A 17,582-nucleotide genomic window follows, 5' to 3' on the forward strand; every position below is an offset into this window, starting at 1 on the left:
GGCGAGTTCGCGTCGGTGCGGGTGACGGTCAGTGGCGTTCCGGCCGGGAGTGCGTCGCCGCCGCTGATCTTCCCGGTGACGGTGAGCGACTTGCCTGGGACAATCGTGGCGGGCGCGGTCACGGTCAGCGTGGTGGTGCTGCGGGAGACGGTCACGGTCCGTGTGGTGGATGTCGGGGCGTGGCTGGTGTCGCCGGCGTAGGAGACGGTGTACTTCGCGTCGCCTTCGGCGGTGGGGGTGTCGGTGAAGGTGAACGTTCCGTCGTCGGTGGTGGTGACGGGGGTCAGTTCTTTGCCTGTCGGCGAGTTCGCGTCGGTGCGGGTGACGGTCAGTGGCGTTCCGGCCGGGAGTGCGTCGCCGCCGCTGATCTTCCCGGTGACGGTGAGCGACTTGCCGGGGACAGCCGTGGCAGGCGCGGTCACCGTCACCGTGGTGGCGGCCTTGGTCGGCGCGTTCAGCGTGTTGAGGTGGTACGTGCTGCCGCTGCCGGTGACCGCGAAGAGGTGGTTGCCGTCCGGCTCCCAGGCCAGGCCGTCCGGAACCAGGGTGCCGGTACCGGTGTCGGCGAAGTCGTACTTCCGGACCGGCTGGGTGGTGCCGGGCTTGAAAACGTAGACGTCCGGTTCGTACGACCCGTCGATGCCCGCGGCGACGGTGCCGTCCGCGGCGATGTCGACGGCGTTCGGATAGGCGTCGGTCGGGTAACTGCCGACTTCCTTCAGGTCGGTGGTGGACAGCACCTGGTGCTTGTAGGGCCAGCCGCTGGCCGTGACGACCTGGCCGCCGTCGGGGGTCACCGCGAGGTCGCGCAGGTTGCTGCCGGCCTCGCCCTGGGCCATGCGCTGGGGCGCGTCCGGGCCGGAGACGTCGTACGTCGCCACGGCGGCGGGGCTGACGCCCGGCTCGGCGGCGGCCAGCACACCGGGTGCGGCCGGGTTGGACGCCAGCCGGGGCGCGTAGTACCAGCGGCTGCCGCTGTCCTGGGCCACGGCGAGGACAGGATCCGGGCCCGAGAGGTCGAGTGAGCCGATGTTGCCGTTCGTCGCGGTGCCGTAGCCGAACCACAGCTTGCCGCCGGCGCGGGCGAGGGTCGCCGGGGCGTCTGCGGTGCCGGTCGAGTAGCGCGCGGACTCGACGAGGCCCGCCGTGTCGATCGCCGCGATCTCGTCGCTGCCCGCGACGGCCACGTACAACGTCTGCGAGTCGGCCGAGAGTTCCAGGCCGTTGGCCCCGGGCAGCGAGCCGAACGTCCCGACGACGTTGCCGCTGTAGTCGGTGGCGACGACCTTGCCGCCGGCCTGGTCGCTGACGAAGACACGCTGGTGCACGCTGTCCACGACGACATCGGAGACGGAGGCGACGGGCAGGACGGCGTTGCCGTCGGCGTGGGCGGCCGTGGACCCGAGGCCCGTCAGGGCCACAGAACTGAAGAGGACGGCGAGTGCCGTCGCAGTGGAGATTCTGCGGTTGCGCAAGGTGGTTCAAACCCCCAGGAGCCGTGGAAGGCCGCGCGTCACCGGAGGTTGGAAGGTACCGGGCGCGGCATGCTTCGGATGCCTATGACATGGGTATGACAACGGACCCTTCGGAATGGTTGTGCGCCGGAAGCGGAGACTCCGGGGCTTCTTGCGTGATGACGTCCGTTCCTCGCGGGCTCGGACCCAGGTGCCGCGACTGACGGAGCAACAGGTCACGCGGCCCGCCCGGCGGCACAACCGACGGGAGCGGGGCCTTGTGGCCCGCCGTCGATGGGCTCCGGGCGAAGCCGGCGCTGTGCGGCCCGCGGTGTGCGGCCCGCGGTGTGGGGCCCGCGGTGTGGGGCCCGCGGTGTGGGGCCCGCGGTGTGCGGCCCGCAGTGTGGGGCCCGCAGTGTGTGCACCGCGATGTGTGCACCGCGGTGTGATCCGTCAGCGCTGCCGGTCCCACCCCCGGCCGAAGCCGGAAGCGGACCGGGCGGAGCGGCTGCGTCGTCAGCGGGCGCTCGTGGTGCGGATGTCGGTGACATCGCCGGACACCGGCTCCAACTCCGCGACGAGGTTGGTCCTCACGGTCGGCGATTCCCCGCCGCCGTAGGTCAGGGTGACGGCGACCTCACGGCTGTTGCCGCCCTCGCTCACCGTCCACTGGACCGGGACGTTCTGGGCCCGCAGGACACCGTCCACATTGTTCTTCTTCTCCCAGGCCTCCAGCCGCTTGGCGAAGGCGGGCGTGAGGTAGTGCGCGCGCAGTGCCTTGGACAGTGCGGCGTCCGGGCCCGCGGGGGCGTCCTTCGCGTCGACGTACGCCCCGTAGAAATCGGCGACCTGCGTCACCGAGTCACCGGTCCTGCCACTGATCGACCGCACCGCGGCGGACGCGTTCGCGGCTGCCTTGGCGGGGGCGACGCTCGTGGTGCGGATGTCGGTGATGTGGCCGGTCGGCTCCTGCTTCACGACGAGCCTGGTGGTCGTCGTCGGCGACTCCCCGCCGCCGTAGGTCAGGGTGACGGCGACCTCGAGGCCGTTGCCGCCCTCGCTCACCGTCCACCGCGCCGGGACGTTCTGGGCCCGCAGGACACCGTCCGCCTGGTTCTTCTTCTCCCAGGCCTCCAACTTCTTGGCGAGGGCGGGCGTGAGGTAGTGCGTGCGCAGTGCCTTGGACAGTGCGGTGTCCGGGCCCGCCGCGTCGTCCTTCGCGTCGATGTACGCGCCGTAGAAGTCGGCGACCTGGGTCACCACGTCACCGTTGAAGCCACTGACCGACCGCAGCGCGGCGGACGCCTTCGCGGATGCCTTGGCGGGGGCGGGGGCGGCGGCCTGTGCCGCCGCCTGCGTCGCCACACCGAGCCCGACGGCCAGGACGAGACCGGCGGCGAAGGCCGCGCGGCGGCCCGGACGGCGACGTGCGTGGGTGTTCATGCTCATGTCGTGTCTTCCTTTTCGGTTGGTGGTCCGTAGGTGGTCGCTCCCGGCCCGCGCCGGCTGTCCCGCCGAACGGGCCCGCCGACGTCTCACCACCCGTCCGCGTCCGATCCGAGGACATGCGGCCCGACCGCCCCAGGGGGCAGGAGCCGGCCGCATGTCCCCGCCCCCGGGGTCGCGGGCGGCGGGTCGTCGCAGGGACGCCGAACGCCGCACTTCGGGCACCCGGGCACAGCGATGCCCGGTACGCAGGAACAAGGCGGGAGTCGTCACCAGGCTGCTACCGGGGCCTCGGATCCACCCCGGCCGGTGCGACACCCACAGCTTCGAAGGCGCCGAGGACCCACCGCAACCACCACCGCCCAACCCGCAACGACGCAACCATCCCACCCACCCTGACCTGCGCGAACAAGCATTGCCTGGGATGCCGTACTGGGATGCGGAGACGACCTCGAGTCTCGGAGGCGACCTCTCGACATCGTCGACCGCGGGCCGGTGGGCGCCGGTGGTAGGTGATCTGACCTGGGCGTATACGATCCCCGGCCATGAAGCGTTCGATGATCGCGCTGGTCAGCGCAGGAGCAATCACGCTCGCCTCGGGCGGCTATGCCGTCGGGGCGATGCGACACGACGGCGCGTCCGAGCGCTCAGCGACGTGTGAGCAGGCCAACCAGGACTTCGAAAAGCGGGCTGAGCAGTTCCGGAAGCACAAGCAACGGAAGTCCCGCGATGCCGAGTACTCCGACTCCGTAAGTGCGAGTTGGGAGATGGAGTCGACCAAGGTGAAGATCCTCAGCCTGATCGTGGCGCAGAATCCGACCTGTTTCGGTGCCGGGACGCGTGCGACAGCGGCGTATCTGCAGCAACACCGAACTGAGGGCGAGCAGGATGCCGCCGCGTGTGAACTTGCCGCCGTCCTCTCCGAGTACTGCACGATCGCGGTCGGCTGAAGTCGACGTGCTCCTGCTGTGCCCGTTCAGCCAGGAAGCAGCGGGGAGTCACGGGCGCCGGCGGACACCGGGCACAAGAACGGACCCTGACCGATTTACCTGGTCAGGGTCCGTTCTCGCCGGCGGTGGGTGTGGGATTCGAACCCGCGCTGTCCTTGTCCAGTACTACATCGCCCAACTGCAGCTGGTGCGTCATCGCCGGATGGACGTCGGCGAGATCAGCAGGCACGTCATGGGCCGTTGCCGCAGATAGACGATCGGCACCCCAGCGGAGCGAGCCTGCTCGGCCAGGTCGGCGACCTTGTGCAGACAAGCCTCGACGTCATAGACGTCGCGCAACAAGGCAGTCTGCATGTCGATGATGAGCAGCGCGGTGTCCGGCATGCCTCGGGCTTATCCGGCTCGGATCCGCGACTTGGACAGGCCACCAGTTGCGTTGAGAACGCCAGTTGATCCCTTGCGACCGTCTATGACCTGCGAGTTTCCAAGTTCCACGGCTTCCGGCAGGTGTGATCCCGAGGCGGAGGAGGCGCTGGACGTACAACCGTTGGAGATCGGCAAGGGTCTAGCGATCGAAGGACTGTTCCCCCGGAAGACACCGTCCGTTTACCCGCGCCCCAGCAGAGGATCTCTCCATGCCGATACCCCCACACAACCGTCGCGCCTCCGGTGCCGTTGTCGCCGCCCTCGGCGCTGCCGGCCTGATCGTGCTGGCCGCGGCTCCCGCCGCCTTCGGTGATGGAACCGTATCCGAACTGGTCGTCGGAGGCATCGAGCCGATCCACGGGTTGAAACCGGGGGACACCTTCGACCTGCCGGTCACCGTGGCGAACAAGGGCGGGACCGCCGAGAAGGTGTGGGTCTCCTCCTGGGTCACCCGGGGGCTCGACTTCGTGGACGTTCCCTCCAATTGCCGTGTACAGCACGTTGGGTCCTACGACGAGCTGCCCGAACACTGGATCGCGGCGTGTGCGTTCGACCAGGCGGTGGAGCCGGGCGTCGTCTACGCGCCGGAGAAGCCTCTCCGTGTCAAGGTACTGGATCGCGCGTACCGCGACAGGCTGCGCGTGGAGGTCGGGGCCGGCGGCGCCCAGAGGGACGACGAGAACGGAGATCCGTCGGTGGCGGGGACCGCGCCGGCGGTGAAACTGGTCGAGCAACCGGCCGGGGGCGAGGGTTCCGCGAGACTTGTCAATGCGTCGGTCACCTCGGTCAACACGGCCGACTACCAGGTGACGGGTGCCGCGTTGAGGGGGCGGGTCGGTGACACGGTGGCGATGAAGGTGAAGTTCGCCAACGCCGGGCCCGCCTGGGTTCTGGAAGACGACGAAGTGGAGTCGGGCGTCCAGATCATTGTCACGCCTCCCGCCGGAACCTCGGTCGTCAAGCGCGACTACGACTGCCACGCCGAGGGCGGGAAGTATCTCTGGCCACCGCACTTCGGTATGAACATGGCCGAGGACGCCCAAATGGGCTACACCTTCAAGCTGAAGATCGACAAGCGGATCGCGGGCGCCAAGGGCTCGATCGCGCTGACCACCCAACTACGGCCGTTCGACCACAACAAGGCCAACGACAAGGCCGACATCACGCTGGACGTGACGGGCGGGGGGTCGACCGGCTCGACGGGCGGCTCGGCCGGCGGGTCGTCGTCGACCGGTGACGACGGAACGACGGCGGACGGCGGCAACCTGGCAGAGACCGGCTCCTCGACGCTGCCGATCACGGGCGCGGCTGCCGCGGCTGTGGTCACGGGTGCGGGCACGCTCCTCATCGCGCGACGCCGCCGGACCCGGAACCTGAGCTGACAACCGCCCGACGCGGCGCGCCGTACCAATCGCAGAGACCTCACCGGCCACATCGTCTGCAGTTCGTTTCGAGGAGTCTTGCACGAGGAGGCAGACGGGGGTTCTTATCCAACTCAGGCCTAGCTACTGGGTAGTGGGGTGCGCCCCACTACCCAGTAAGCACCCCAGTAGAGCGGTCCGAGAGCCCCCAACCAGCGCCTCCTGCTGGGGCCCCACTACCCCTCTGACGGACGATCGGCGCCCGAACCACCGGTCTCCGGAACCGACGACTCGTGTAACCCGAACTCATCAGCTGACACCAACGCCTGACACCAACAGTTCGGGACAACAGCGGTCAGCGTCGAACTCAGCGGATGATCGGTCGAGGACTACGGCCGGTTGACCAACGTCGCCGGCCTACTGTGATCGACCTGATAAAGATGAGGCCACATGGTCAAACTCTTTGGCCGGGGCGCGTTCGGCTACCACCACCAGTCGCCACCATCCGCGAGCGAGCGGTGCAAGTAGTCTTCCAACTCCCGTGCAGCCCACAGCCGACTGTCGGTCTCGTGGTCCCAGACGAAGATTTCCGGACGCTCGGGCGTCAGCACGAAGGCGAACTGGTCGCCACCTCCGTTGTCGCCGAAGAACAGCAACGGATCAAAGGGCATGTACAGCCCCGGGAACGCATCAGGAGCCCAGAACAGCAGGTTCTGTTCCACGATCCGATCCAAAGACCAGACGACGTCCTTCGCGTAGGCGCCGACTACCCCGTCGGTCTCCAGTAGCAGAGCTGCCAACTGGGCCGGCAAGCCTCGGCCGAGCCGCTGCTCCGCCGCAGCGAGAGCAGTCCTGTCCACAGGCGGTCGAAATGTCACGCCGGGCAGAGCCCCGGTAGCGGCTTCTTTCCACACAAGCGCAGCCTATTCGGCAGGACGAGTCATCCCGAGCGCAGGCGCCGTACAGCAGCGAAGCACAGCAACCCTCGCACCCGTGATCGATCGCCTCCAGCCTTAAGCGACCGGCTGACGTGCCCGGCAGACCTCAGCAACCGTCGCGTCCATAGTTCGGGACGAAGAGGTCGTGCCAGACGCGTGCCAGATCTTGCGGGGAACACCCAGATCACCTCAGCTTCCCAAGCTGAGGTCTCCGCCGTCGCGGTTGGTCAGTCCAGCCAGACGAGCATCGCGTCGTCCGCCCTGGCGGCAGCCTCGAAGAACCGTGTGAGGTCGTCGTACCAGGGACGCCCCCACTCCAGCGAGCCGGGCTCACTCCATCCGAGCGGATACACCTCGGCACTGGTGAGTTCAGCGGGGTCCACCCCACTGATCAGCTGGGTATAGCTGGTGCCCAGCAGAGCTTCCGCTGCGAGCCGGACCCGCTCAGGCCGCAGGCACCTCGGAGGCCCATACCCTCAGTCCTCATCCTCGGCGAACGGCTCCTCGCCGTGGATCATGTTCACAGGGAACTCGGCACGCGCCGGCAGGAAGCGAAGCATGTCCCAGGTCTTGTACGTGCTGAAGTGACGCGCTTCGGCCGGCGCAGGCTCCGACTCCTCCTCGGCATCCTGGACCTCTTCGACGAAGTCCAAAGCCCAGTCGGGATCATGGATCACTCGGTCAAGCTCAGAAGCCGTGACGCGCAGGTACTCACCGATCATGCTCATGGCCGGAGACTAGGCGAGGCCGCTGACAACGGCCGTCGGACGAGCCCGTCTCAGTTTCCGTCTCATTCAGCCTGGTTCACCGGCGTTCGACCAGGCCCCGGAGCCGATCCCAGCCTGGTGACGAGCCGCCGTCGAACGCAGGTGAACGCCCCCGAATGCAGCCCAAGCCCCCACCACCACAGTTGGAAAGCGTGCGCCCCGAGCAACCTCCTTGGGCCGCCGTGCACCGCTGCGCGGAGCAGTGCGCCTTCCAGAGAGGACATGTGGCTGGCAATCCTGCACTGGTCCGCACGACGGTCGAGACCGGGGGTGGGAGACGTGGTTCGTACGCAGTCCAGGTGTGGAGCGCTCACGGAGAAGGGCACTCGGTGTCAGCGGCTGGCGATGGTCGGTGCGTCGCGGTGCAACCTGCACCGTGGCTAGTGGTCGTCGTACACCATCGAGAAGCGCAAGGAAGCCGAGCGCAAGGCGAAGGCACGCAAGCGTCGCAAGTGACCCCAGCCTGTGTGAGGTGACATCCATGGCTGACATCAACGACAGCGGACAGCGGCGGCGCGGTGCGGTCTGACACGGTCACGGCCGCCCCGCGCAGCAGGGTGGACAGGCGGTCAGACTTAACTCCTAAAGCGGGTTTCGAGGTTCGAATCCTGCCGGGAGCGCATCGGATAGGGCCCCGGGTCGATCACGTTCCGGGGACCTTGCCGTGCAGCGCGATGATTATCTGGGGTTGCCAAGAGAACGTGCAGGTCAGCGCGAGTTCGGCCGTTCAGGCAAGTGAGTCACGTAGCGCGGTCTGATCGGTGGTCCGATTGGGTGCGAAGGGTCGGCGGAGGCTTGGGGCGGCGGGCCGTGCTGTGGGGTTGCGTGGTCACGGGGTGCCCCGGCGTCGGTGGTCCGAGGGTGGGCGGCCGGCGCCGGGGCGTTCGTCATGCCGGTGGGCAGTTACCGGGGGCCGGGACGGTGGCCGTGGTTGGCCGGTCGTGGCCTGACCTTCCGTGACCCGGCTTGCCGTGGTCGGGCTTCCCGTGACCCGGCTTGCCGTGGCCTGGGCAGGGCACGGCCCCGATCGCCACCCCGAACGGGAGGTCGCCGACGGGGATGGTGGCCACGACGGTGTTGGTGGCGGTGTTGACCACGGACACCGTGTCGGCGTTGGCGTTGGTGACGTAGGCGCGGGTGCCGTTCGGCGAAACCGCCACCTCCCGGGGCGCATCGCCGACGGGGATGGTGGCGACGACCGTGTTCGTCGCCGTTTTGATCACGGACACCGTGTCGGCGTCGGCGTTGACGACGTAGGCGCGGGTGCCGTTCGGCGACACCGCCACCCCCTGGGGCGCATCGCCGACGGGGATGGTGGCGACGACCGTGTTCGTGTTCGTCTTGATCACGGACACCGTGTCGGCGCCGAAATTGGTGACGTAGGCGCGGGTGCCGTCCGGCGAAACCGCCACCCCCAGGGGCTCAAGGCCGACGGGGACGGTGGCGACGACCGTGTCGGTCGCGGTGTTGATCACGGACACCGTGTCATCGGCGCGGTTGGTCACGTAGGCACGGGTGCCGTTCGGCGACACCGCCACTTCCCACGGCGCAGCGCCGACGGGAACCGTGACCGCCACCGTGTTCGTCGCTCTGTTGATCACCGACACCGTGTTGGCGTTGAAGTTGGTGACGTAGGCGTAGGTGCCGGGCGGCACGGCCTGGGCGGGCTGCGGGGCCACCATGGGCAGGGCCAGGCCGGCCACTACGACGAGACCTGCCCCCAGCGCCCGCAGCAACCCATCCCACCACGAGCGACGCACTCGAAGATCAGGCGGCGCCGACGACGGGAGGGTCTCCTGCGCGCCCACCCCCCTCACGGCTTGACAGATAGTCACAGCAATCCTCTCGACCGGACTGACAGAATGTGACGCATTATGACAGTTCGTCATATTCGGTACGGCGGAGACGCGCGACCGCCCCGACCATGGGCCATGGCGGTCGCCTGGACGTTCGTGCGCCCCACCGAGACCGCACCCGGTCGGGTGCCGCGACCGAACCGGAGGATCCGGGGCACGGAGGCAGGCGGCGACTGCCTGGCAACGCCGACACACCGGCAGCGAACACGAACGTTGGCAGATGGTCAGTGAACGTAGCGGGTGCCTCGCCGAGGCGCCTGTCTCGGTCAAGCTGCCGCGAGACGAAGAGGTCATCGTGCAAGGCGCCACCCATGTGCTTTTACCGTCGAGGCTTGAGCCGGTCGACCGCCGGTAGCCTGGCTCAGGCTGGCAGGGGTACGGGGAGGCACACGGTCGACCGACCCACCATCGTGGCTGACTGCCGTCGGCTGAGACTCAGACGCTCCATCGCACCGCTTCGCCAAGGGACGTCCGAGGCGAAGAGACCGTGCCATTCGCGTGCCAGATCCCGCGGGGAACCACGGGGAACAGCGGGGACTGACCCCAGAGACGTCCCGGGCTCCAGCACCACTCCGCCGCAGATCAGCGCAGCAACAGCCACCAGGAAACCTCAGCTTCCCAAGCTGATGGCTCAGCGCTGTCGTCACGGGCCGGCCGTCACGGCTTGCTCTGGTCGACGGCACCGATGGCGTGGCTGAGGCCGGTGGAGGCGGAGCGAGGCATACGCGTGCGTAGTCGGTCGGCGCACCCGCCGTCGTGGCTGACTGTCGTCGGCTGAGGTTCAAACGGGGCGTGTCGAAGACGCAGCCGTCGGTCGAGTGCGCCAGGGCTGGGCCGTCCCTGGGCCGTCCGAGGGGCGCCGAGGACGACCAATGGCGACCGACAGTGACAGACAGGCCACGGAGATCGGCGGGAGAACCCCAGGTCAGGGCCCCCCGGCGGAACGCGTTTCCCCCGAGGGGTAGCCGTCAGGCAAGATGGGGTGTATCTGCCCACTGCCGATTTCAAGCGTCCGGACGGTTTCTCTTGGCTGAGTTCATTTACACCATGCGCAAGACGCGCAAGGCGCACGGCGACAAGGTGATCCTCGACGACGTCACCCTGAGCTTCCTCCCGGGTGCGAAGATCGGTGTGGTCGGTCCGAACGGTGCCGGTAAGTCCACCGTTCTCAAGATCATGGCGGGCATCGAGCAGCCCTCCAACGGTGACGCGTTCCTGTCGCCCGGCTTCAGCGTCGGCATCCTCATGCAGGAGCCGGAGCTGGACGAGTCCAAGACGGTTCTGGAGAACGTCCAGGACGGTGCCGCCGAGCTGATGGGCAAGCTCAACCGGTTCAACGAGGTCGCCGAGCTGATGGCGACCGACTACTCGGACGCGCTCATGGAGGAGATGGGGAAGCTCCAGGACGACCTGGACCACTCCAACGCCTGGGACCTCGACGCGCAGCTCGAGCAGGCCATGGACGCGCTGGGCTGCCCGCCCGGCGACTGGCCGGTCACCAACCTCTCCGGTGGCGAGAAGCGCCGCGTTGCGCTCTGCAAGCTGCTGATCGAGGCTCCGGACCTGCTCCTCCTCGACGAGCCCACCAACCACCTCGACGCCGAGTCGGTGAACTGGCTGGAGCAGCACCTCACGAAGTACGCGGGCGCCGTCGTCGCCGTCACTCACGACCGGTACTTCCTGAACAACGTCGCCGAGTGGATCCTCGAACTGGACCGCGGCCGCGCGATTCCCTACGAGGGCAACTACTCCACGTACCTCGACAAGAAGGCCTCCCGCCTCAAGGTCGAGGGCCGCAAGGACGAGAAGCGCGCCAAGCGGCTCAAGGAAGAGCTGGAGTGGGTCCGGTCCAACGCCAAGGGCCGTCAGACCAAGTCCAAGGCCCGCCTCGCCCGTTACGAGGAGATGGCGGCCGAGGCCGACAAGATGCGGAAGCTGGACTTCGAGGAGATCCAGATCCCGCCGGGCCCGCGACTGGGCTCCATCGTCGTCGAGGTCCAGAACCTCTCCAAGGCGTTCGGCGACAAGGTCCTCATCGACGACCTGTCCTTCACCCTGCCGCGCAACGGCATCGTGGGCGTCATCGGCCCGAACGGCGCGGGCAAGACCACGCTGTTCAAGATGATCCAGGGCCTGGAGACGCCGGACACCGGCGCGATCAAGGTCGGCGAGACGGTCAAGATCAGTTACGTCGACCAGAGCCGTGCCAACATCGACCCCAAGAAGACGCTGTGGGCCGTCGTCTCCGACGAGCTCGACTACATCAACGTCGGCCAGGTCGAGATGCCGTCGCGGGCCTACGTGTCCGCCTTCGGCTTCAAGGGCCCGGACCAGCAGAAGCCCGCGGGTGTCCTCTCCGGTGGTGAGCGCAACCGGCTGAACCTGGCGCTGACCCTCAAGGAGGGCGGCAACCTGCTGCTCCTCGACGAGCCCACCAACGACCTCGACGTCGAGACCCTGTCGTCGCTCGAGAACGCGCTGCTGGAGTTCCCCGGTGCGGCCGTGGTCATCTCCCACGACCGCTGGTTCCTGGACCGGGTCGCGACGCACATCCTCGCGTACGAGGGCGAGTCGAAGTGGTACTGGTTCGAGGGCAACTTCGAGTCGTACGAGAAGAACAAGATCGAGCGGCTCGGCGCCGACGCCGTGCGCCCGCACCGCGCCACCTACAAGAAGCTGACCCGGGGCTGATCTTGCGGCACATCTACCGCTGCCCGCTGCGCTGGGCGGACATGGACGCATACGGCCACGTCAACAACGTGGTGTTCCTCCGCTACCTGGAGGAGGCTCGTATCGACTTCCTGTTCCGCCCGGAGAAGGACTTCAAGCAGGGGTCCGTGGTGGCGCGCCACGAGATCGACTACAAGCGGCAGCTCGTCCACCGGCACGCGCCGGTGGACATCGAGCTCTGGGTGACGCAGATCCGGGCGGCATCCTTCACGATCACGTACGAGGTCAAGGACCCCGACCAGGTCTACGTCACCGCCTCGACGGTGATCGTGCCGTTCGACTTCGAGCGGCAGCGCCCTCGGCGGATCACCGCCGAGGAGCGCGACTTCCTGGAGTCGTACCGCGACGACGAGGACGAGGCCGTCGCGGCATGACGGTCCTGCACCTCGCCGACGCGGGGGAGGCGGCGGATCTCGCCGCCTTCCTCTCCCGGCTCGTCCACTACGACCGTGCGGCAGCCGTGCGCCTGACGGCGCACGGCACCACGCTCGCGGTCTTCGGCCGGCCGCCGTCGTTCGAGGTCCTCGCGATCCGTACGGCACGGCTCGCCAAGCCGTACGAGCACGGGCTCGACGTCACCCTGGACGTGACCGTCTCCGCCGGTGAACTCCTGGAGTCCATCGAGGAGTCGGCGGCCACCGCCGGTGTCCCGGCCGCCGTCACCGGGCCCCCGTGGGCCGGGGTCCTGCCGCCGCGCGGCGGCTGGCGGGTGGAACCGGGCCTGCCGGGACCGGACGCCGTGCGGGCGAAGGTCGCCGAGGCGGTGGCCGAATTCCGGTCGCGCACCGAGGAGTTGGCTCCCGAGCTGCGGACCCGTGCCGAACTCGACCGGGTCGGGCGGGAGATATGGTCCCGGCCGATCGGCGACACGGGGCTTCCCGTGCGGGCCGCGCACGCCGCGCAGGCCCTGGGATTCCTGCGGCCCGCGCCGCCCGCGCCCGTCACTGTGGACGCGTCCGTCTCCGCCGAGGGGCAGACCGAGGGGCAGGCTGAGGGACAGGCCGAGGGGCAGACCGAAGGGCAGCTCCCGCCGCGCGGCAGTCCGTTGACGCTGTACTCGTCCGGCGCGTGGCTGCGTCTGCGGACGCCGTTCGGGTCGGTCGCCGTCCGCCGGGCGGGACTCGGCTCGCTGGGCGTCAGCGTCAACTGACCCCTGCGTTCGACCGGCGGTCAGCCCGCCGTGTTCACCATCGACGCGGCCGCGTACGTCAGGTAGTTCCACAGCGTGTGCGCGTGCTCCTCGGAGAGGCCGAGCTCGTCGACGGCCACCCGCATGTGCTTCAGCCACGCGTCGTGCGCCGCCTGGTCGACCTTGAACGGGGCGTGCCGCATCCGCAGCCGGGGGTGGCCGCGGTTGTCGCTGTACGTCGTCGGGCCGCCCCAGTACTGGATCAGGAACAGCGTGAGGCGCTCCTCGGCCGGGCCCAGATCCTCCTCCGGATACATGGGCTTCAGCAGCGGATCCCCGGCGACACCCTCGTAGAAACGGTGTACGAGGCGCCGGAAGGTCTCCTCGCCGCCGACCTGCTCGTAGAAGGTCTGCTCCTGAAGCGTGCCGCGCCGAATCTCTTTCACGCCCCCATGTTCTCAGACGGGGCGACCGAGGACTCCGGGCTTAGGACCACTCCCGTTCCGGACGGCGCGGGGAGGGGTTCGGGACGGCCGGTGCGGGGAGAGGTCCGGGACCGCCGGTGCGGGCGCTCGCCTCGCGGGCCGTTCGGCAGCACAGTGGAGGTATGGGCGCGCACGCTCTCGAAGAATCCGGCCCCGACGACCTCGCCGCCTCGGCGCGGGCGTCCCTGGTACGCGAGATCGAGCGGAGCGGGGCCTGGGAGAGCGATCCCGTCTGGCGTGAGGCCTTCGAGGCCGTACCGCGCCATCTGTTCGTGCCGTACTACTACCTCGGCGTGGTCGGCGGCTACGAGCGCCTGTGGGGCGAGGACCCGGACCCCCGGGTCCGGGACCGCTGGCTGCGCGGCGCGTACGGGGACGCCCCGCTGGCCACCCGGGTACGGGACGGGGAACTCGTCTCCTCCAGCAGCCAGCCGTCGCTGATGGCGAAGATGCTGGCCGAGCTGGAGGTACGGGACGGGGACGCCGTCCTGGAGATCGGCGCCGGAACCGGCTACAACGCGGCGCTGCTCGCGTACCGTCTCGGCGACGGCCTGGTCACCACGGTCGACCTCGACATGGAGATCACGGAGGCGGCGCGGCAGCATCTGGCCGTCGCCGGGTACCACCCGACCGTCGTCACCGGGGACGGAGCACGCGGGGTCCCCGGGCGCGCTCCCTTCGACCGGATCATCGCCACCTGCACCCTGACCACGATCCCGCGCCCCTGGCTGGTCCAGTCACGCCCCGGAGCCCGCGTCCTCGCGCCGCTGGCCACCGGCCTGATCACACTGGAGGTACGGAACTCCGGTCATGCCGAGGGACGCTTCCTGCACACGTCCGCCTTCTTCGTGCCGCTGCGCGGTGCCACCCGGCCCGGACCGGAGCCGGAGCCGGCCCGGGCCGTCGGGGTGCCGCGCCGGGCCCGCGGCCACGATCTGTTCCGTTTCCTGCTCGCCCTGACGGCGGGCCGCCTGGACCCGCACGACGCCTACGCGCTGTGGGAGCGCGAGGGACAGCCGCAGCGCGAGCGGTACGGGGTCACGGTCGGCGAGGACGGCGCCCGGGCCTGGCTGGACGACCCCGGGGGGCCGTACACCTGGCCGCTGCCCTGAGCACTTCCGAGCTGCTCCGGACCGCCGAGCGCGTCCCGTGCCGGAACTCAGCCGCGCCGGATCGTGATCGTCGTCCAGGCGCCCACGTGCACCCGGTCGCCGTCCTGCAGCGGCACCGGCACGAACGGCTGGATGGGCTCCTCGCCGCCGTTGACCGTGGTCCCGTTCGTCGAGTTCTGGTCGACGACCGCCCAGGTGCTGTCCGGCTGCTGGACCAGCACCGCGTGCTGGTGCGAGACGCCCGGGTCCTCCGGCGGCACCGACAGGTCGATGTCCGGGGACTCGCCGGTGGAGTGCCGGCGGCGGCCGATGCTGATCTGGTTGCCGAGGAGCGGACGCTGCAGTTCCGGCGAGTACGCGGGCAGGTTCAGGCCCGCGGCCTCGGGTCCGGAGCGCTGCATCATCGCCATGAAGTACTCGCGGTCCGGCGCGATGGTCGCGCTCCAGGACAGCGACTGCTGCTGCTGCTGCTGTGGCGGCGGCTGCTGGTGGTAGCCGGGACCGGGCGGAGCCTGGGTGGCGCCGGGCTGCGGGTAGCCGTAGCCGCCACCCTGGGCCGGGCCGCCCTGAGCGCTCGGGCCGCCCTGGCCGCCGGGCATGCCGGACGACGGCGGGGGGATCACCCAGTCGTCGTCACCGCCGCCGAAAGCCTGGCCGCCGGGCTGCGGGCCGCCCTGTCGCGGCGGTCCGCCCTGGGTGTAGGGCGGCGGGGAGGGCTGCTGGGTGTAGGCCTGCTGCGGGGCGCCGGGACCGCCGGGCGCGGACGGCGCCGCCTGCCGCGACGGGTCGCCGAAGCCCGGGTCGCCGAAGCCCTGGTCGCCGAAGCCCTGAGGGCCGCCGTACGGCTGGGCCCCCGGGCCCGGCGGGATCGGTTCGGCGGGCCGGTTCATCTGTGAGGGCCGCGAGCTCTGGTACTCGAACGGGTCGTGACCGGAGCCACCGGGACCCGGACCGCCCGGCTGCCCCTGTCCGGGCTGCGGGAAGCGCGGCCCCGGATTCTGGCCGCCGGGAACACCCGGACCACCAGGTCCGCCGTACGGCGACTGCGCGCCGGGAACACCGGGAGCACCGGGAATACCGGGAACGCCGGGGCCGCCCGCCGCGCCGGCCGGCGGACGCGGTGCCGCCGGTGTGTACGAGGTCGCCGTGTTCGTCAGGAAGTTCCACCGGCACTCCTCGCAGAACGGCGCCGCGCCCTCACGGGGCGTGCGGCACTGCGGGCAGAGCTCGGCGCCCGGGTCCGGCACACCGGAACGGCCGCCGGGCGCGGGCGGCGGCGAACCGGGCGCCGGGTAGCTGTAACCGCCGCCGGGCGGCGGCGGGGGAGGGAGCGGGGGAACACCGGCCATGCGGTGACCGCAGACCTCGCACCAATCGTCGGAATTCGACTGGTGTCCGTTCGGGCATGTCGGCATGTCGGTCCTTCCCCCTTCCCTTTTCCGGTCGTCATGACCGGGTTTCTCCGGATCCCAGCGGGAACCGGGCTCGCTGCTTCCCACTACTTCTTTACACGAACAGTCTTTGTGGACCGTGTCTCGAGGGTCATCTCGTCGGCCTCCGCGACACGCGCTTTCAATCGCACAGTACCTGCCGCGACGTCGACGACGTCCACCACCTTCGCGAGCAGTTTCGCAGTATCGGCGTTTCCGGAGGTTCCGGCGAGTTGAACGGCCCGTCCCAGCTTGGCCGTTGCTCCATCGACATCTCCCGCTTTGCGAAGGTCGAGTCCCTGTTGGATGACTTGTGCCAGTTCGGCCTGACCCGTGTAGTGCGCGACCTGCGGGTTGATGGTCGTCGAGGCGGCCATGTCGTCGGTCCACACGGCCCGTACGAGCCCCTGCGCGCCGAGGTTCTGCACGCTGCCGTCGCTGTGCGGGATCACCAGCGAGACACGGGCGGCGAGCATCTCCTGGCCGATCCCGGCCGTCGGGACCTGGACGCACACGTGGTAGTCGCGGGACTCGTCGCCCCAGGAGCCGGTCGGGTAGTCGCCCGCGCGGGGGCCGGCGTCGGTGCGTCGGTCCGTCAGTTCCTCGACCGTGGGCGCCACTTGCTTGACGAACTTGATCTCGGTGCCGACCGGCGTCCACACCCGCAGGGCCACGTCGGCGACCTCCTTGCCCATGGCCGTCTCCATCATGTGCGTGAAGTCGGCGGCGAGGGCCGCGGGGTCGGCGACGATGTCGGCGGTGCCGAGCAGCGCCGAGGCGATCCCGGTGACCTCCTTGACCTCCCAGTCGGTGCCGACTCCGCGTGCGTCGCAGGTGAAGCGTCCGGCACAGGAGTCCAGCGCGGCCCGCAGGTCCTCGGGCGACTCGTGCTCGTTGCGGCCGTCGGTCAGCAGGATGCCGTGCCGGATCGCCACCTCCGCGGAGGACAGCAGCCGGTCGGCCAGCCGCAGCCAGGTGCCGATCGCCGTGCCGCCGCCCGCGCTCAGCTTGCGCAGCGCCTGCTTGGCCTGGTCGCGGGTGGACGCGTCCGCCACGGCGAGCCGTCCGTTGCCCGGATAGACCTCCTTGGCGACGTGTGTGCCGCCGATCACGGCGAAGTGGACCCCGTCGCGCAGGGTGTCGATCGCCGCGGCCGTCGCGTCGCGGGCGTTGCGCATCTTGGCCGGCGGGTAGTCCATCGAGCCCGAACAGTCGACCATGATCGCCACGGCGGCGTCCGGTCCCTGGCCCGCCGTGTACAGGTGCGGCGCCGCGACCGCGCTTCCGATGGTGCCGCCGCCGGTGGCGCTCACCGTGACGATCGCGTTGACCTCGCGGCCGCCCTCCGGCAGGTACTCGTTCTGGTACACGTCGACCGAGAACTGCGGCACGTTCGACTTCGAGAAATTGGCCATGCCTTCTCTGTCCCCCTTGGGCCTCCGCCCCCTGCGGAGGTGCTGACTGTGTGCGGACCGGTCCCCTCCGGTCCGCGGCCGCC

Annotated in this window: 14 protein-coding genes and 1 pseudogene; 6 read left to right on the forward strand and 9 right to left on the reverse strand. The window is 69.6% G+C overall.

Annotated features, from left to right (window positions below):
• Both ACFXGX_RS27525 and ACFXGX_RS27530 read right to left on the reverse strand, forming a co-directional pair.
• Positions 1–1,475, reverse strand: a 1,475-nt coding sequence (locus tag ACFXGX_RS27525; RefSeq protein WP_384795985.1) for an Ig-like domain repeat protein, incomplete at its 3' end; no start/stop codon positions are given.
• 495 nt (positions 1,476–1,970) lie between these two features.
• The gene (locus tag ACFXGX_RS27530) at positions 1,971–2,903 is read right to left on the reverse strand and encodes a hypothetical protein (RefSeq protein WP_384795987.1); all 933 of its coding nucleotides are present in this window, start codon (positions 2,901–2,903) and stop codon (positions 1,971–1,973) included.
• Between the two features lie 542 nt (positions 2,904–3,445).
• Here ACFXGX_RS27530 and ACFXGX_RS27535 point away from each other — a divergent pair.
• Complete coding sequence (locus tag ACFXGX_RS27535; protein WP_384795989.1) at positions 3,446–3,850, forward strand: hypothetical protein; 405 nt, start codon at positions 3,446–3,448, stop codon at positions 3,848–3,850.
• Between the two features lie 192 nt (positions 3,851–4,042).
• On the opposite strand, the gene ACFXGX_RS27540 is transcribed toward ACFXGX_RS27535, so the two are convergent.
• On the reverse strand, positions 4,043–4,234 hold the full coding sequence (locus ACFXGX_RS27540) for an isochorismatase family protein (RefSeq protein ID WP_384795991.1): 192 nt from the start codon (positions 4,232–4,234) through the stop codon (positions 4,043–4,045).
• Positions 4,235–4,485: 251 nt separating this feature from the next.
• On the opposite strand from ACFXGX_RS27540, the gene ACFXGX_RS27545 reads away from it, so the two are divergent.
• On the forward strand, positions 4,486–5,658 hold the full coding sequence (locus ACFXGX_RS27545; protein WP_384795993.1) for a hypothetical protein: 1,173 nt from the start codon (positions 4,486–4,488) through the stop codon (positions 5,656–5,658).
• Between the two features lie 461 nt (positions 5,659–6,119).
• Here the strand turns inward: ACFXGX_RS27545 and ACFXGX_RS27550 are convergent, their stop codons facing one another.
• The 3 genes and pseudogenes from ACFXGX_RS27550 to ACFXGX_RS27560 form a co-directional block, all read right to left on the reverse strand.
• The gene (locus ACFXGX_RS27550) at positions 6,120–6,551 is read right to left on the reverse strand and encodes an SMI1/KNR4 family protein (RefSeq protein WP_384795995.1); all 432 of its coding nucleotides are present in this window, start codon (positions 6,549–6,551) and stop codon (positions 6,120–6,122) included.
• A 251-nt stretch (positions 6,552–6,802) separates the two neighbouring features.
• A pseudogene (locus ACFXGX_RS27555) lies at positions 6,803–7,303 on the reverse strand (YfbM family protein).
• 926 nt (positions 7,304–8,229) lie between these two features.
• Positions 8,230–9,078, reverse strand: coding sequence for a beta-propeller fold lactonase family protein (locus tag ACFXGX_RS27560; protein WP_384795997.1), 849 nt, complete (start codon positions 9,076–9,078; stop codon positions 8,230–8,232).
• A gap of 1,146 nt (positions 9,079–10,224) precedes the next feature.
• On the opposite strand from ACFXGX_RS27560, the gene ettA reads away from it, so the two are divergent.
• From ettA to ACFXGX_RS27575, 3 genes are read left to right on the forward strand one after another with little or no spacing between them, the layout of a single operon-like run.
• Positions 10,225–11,889 (forward strand): energy-dependent translational throttle protein EttA, encoded by a 1,665-nt coding sequence (ettA, locus tag ACFXGX_RS27565; protein WP_384795999.1) that lies wholly within the window; start codon positions 10,225–10,227, stop codon positions 11,887–11,889.
• Positions 11,890–11,891: 2 nt separating this feature from the next.
• Complete coding sequence (locus ACFXGX_RS27570) at positions 11,892–12,302, forward strand: acyl-CoA thioesterase (RefSeq protein ID WP_384796001.1); 411 nt, start codon at positions 11,892–11,894, stop codon at positions 12,300–12,302.
• Positions 12,299–13,078 carry a hypothetical protein gene (locus tag ACFXGX_RS27575; protein ID WP_384796002.1) on the forward strand — a complete coding sequence of 260 codons (780 nt, stop codon included), beginning with the start codon at positions 12,299–12,301 and terminating at the stop codon, positions 13,076–13,078. The genes ACFXGX_RS27570 and ACFXGX_RS27575 overlap by 4 nt, the downstream gene beginning before the upstream one ends.
• A 20-nt stretch (positions 13,079–13,098) precedes the next feature.
• Here ACFXGX_RS27575 and ACFXGX_RS27580 read toward each other — a convergent pair whose 3' ends face one another.
• Positions 13,099–13,503 (reverse strand): globin, encoded by a 405-nt coding sequence (locus tag ACFXGX_RS27580; RefSeq protein WP_384796004.1) that lies wholly within the window; start codon positions 13,501–13,503, stop codon positions 13,099–13,101.
• A 161-nt stretch (positions 13,504–13,664) separates the two neighbouring features.
• Here ACFXGX_RS27580 and ACFXGX_RS27585 point away from each other — a divergent pair, with 161 nt between their 5' ends.
• Positions 13,665–14,654 carry a methyltransferase domain-containing protein gene (locus ACFXGX_RS27585; RefSeq protein WP_384796006.1) on the forward strand — a complete coding sequence of 330 codons (990 nt, stop codon included), beginning with the start codon at positions 13,665–13,667 and terminating at the stop codon, positions 14,652–14,654.
• 47 nt (positions 14,655–14,701) lie between these two features.
• Here the strand turns inward: ACFXGX_RS27585 and ACFXGX_RS27590 are convergent, their stop codons facing one another.
• Both ACFXGX_RS27590 and ACFXGX_RS27595 read right to left on the reverse strand, forming a co-directional pair.
• Entirely contained in the window at positions 14,702–16,069 is a 1,368-nt protein-coding gene (locus tag ACFXGX_RS27590) for an FHA domain-containing protein (protein ID WP_384796008.1), read from the reverse strand.
• An 83-nt stretch (positions 16,070–16,152) separates the two neighbouring features.
• Entirely contained in the window at positions 16,153–17,499 is a 1,347-nt protein-coding gene (locus tag ACFXGX_RS27595; protein WP_384796010.1) for a VWA domain-containing protein, read from the reverse strand.
• Between the last annotated feature and the right edge of the window lie 83 nt (positions 17,500–17,582).

The sequence above is a fragment of the Streptomyces sp. NPDC059371 genome (genome assembly GCF_042751995.1).
Taxonomy (GTDB): Bacteria; Actinomycetota; Actinomycetes; order Streptomycetales; family Streptomycetaceae; genus Streptomyces.

Bases quoted from the DNA above. Each gene is read 5' to 3' on its own strand.
- ACFXGX_RS27530 (WP_384795987.1), bottom strand. From the start codon at position 2,903: ATGAGCATGAACACCCACGCACGTCGCCGTCCGGGCCGCCGCGCGGCC.
- ACFXGX_RS27535 (WP_384795989.1), top strand. From the start codon at position 3,446: ATGAAGCGTTCGATGATCGCGCTGGTCAGCGCAGGAGCAATCACGCTC.
- ACFXGX_RS27540 (WP_384795991.1), bottom strand. From the start codon at position 4,234: ATGCCGGACACCGCGCTGCTCATCATCGACATGCAGACTGCCTTGTTG.
- ACFXGX_RS27545 (WP_384795993.1), top strand. From the start codon at position 4,486: ATGCCGATACCCCCACACAACCGTCGCGCCTCCGGTGCCGTTGTCGCC.
- ACFXGX_RS27575 (WP_384796002.1), top strand. From the start codon at position 12,299: ATGACGGTCCTGCACCTCGCCGACGCGGGGGAGGCGGCGGATCTCGCC.
- ACFXGX_RS27585 (WP_384796006.1), top strand. From the start codon at position 13,665: ATGGGCGCGCACGCTCTCGAAGAATCCGGCCCCGACGACCTCGCCGCC.
- ACFXGX_RS27590 (WP_384796008.1), bottom strand. From the start codon at position 16,069: ATGCCGACATGCCCGAACGGACACCAGTCGAATTCCGACGATTGGTGC.
- ACFXGX_RS27595 (WP_384796010.1), bottom strand. From the start codon at position 17,499: ATGGCCAATTTCTCGAAGTCGAACGTGCCGCAGTTCTCGGTCGACGTG.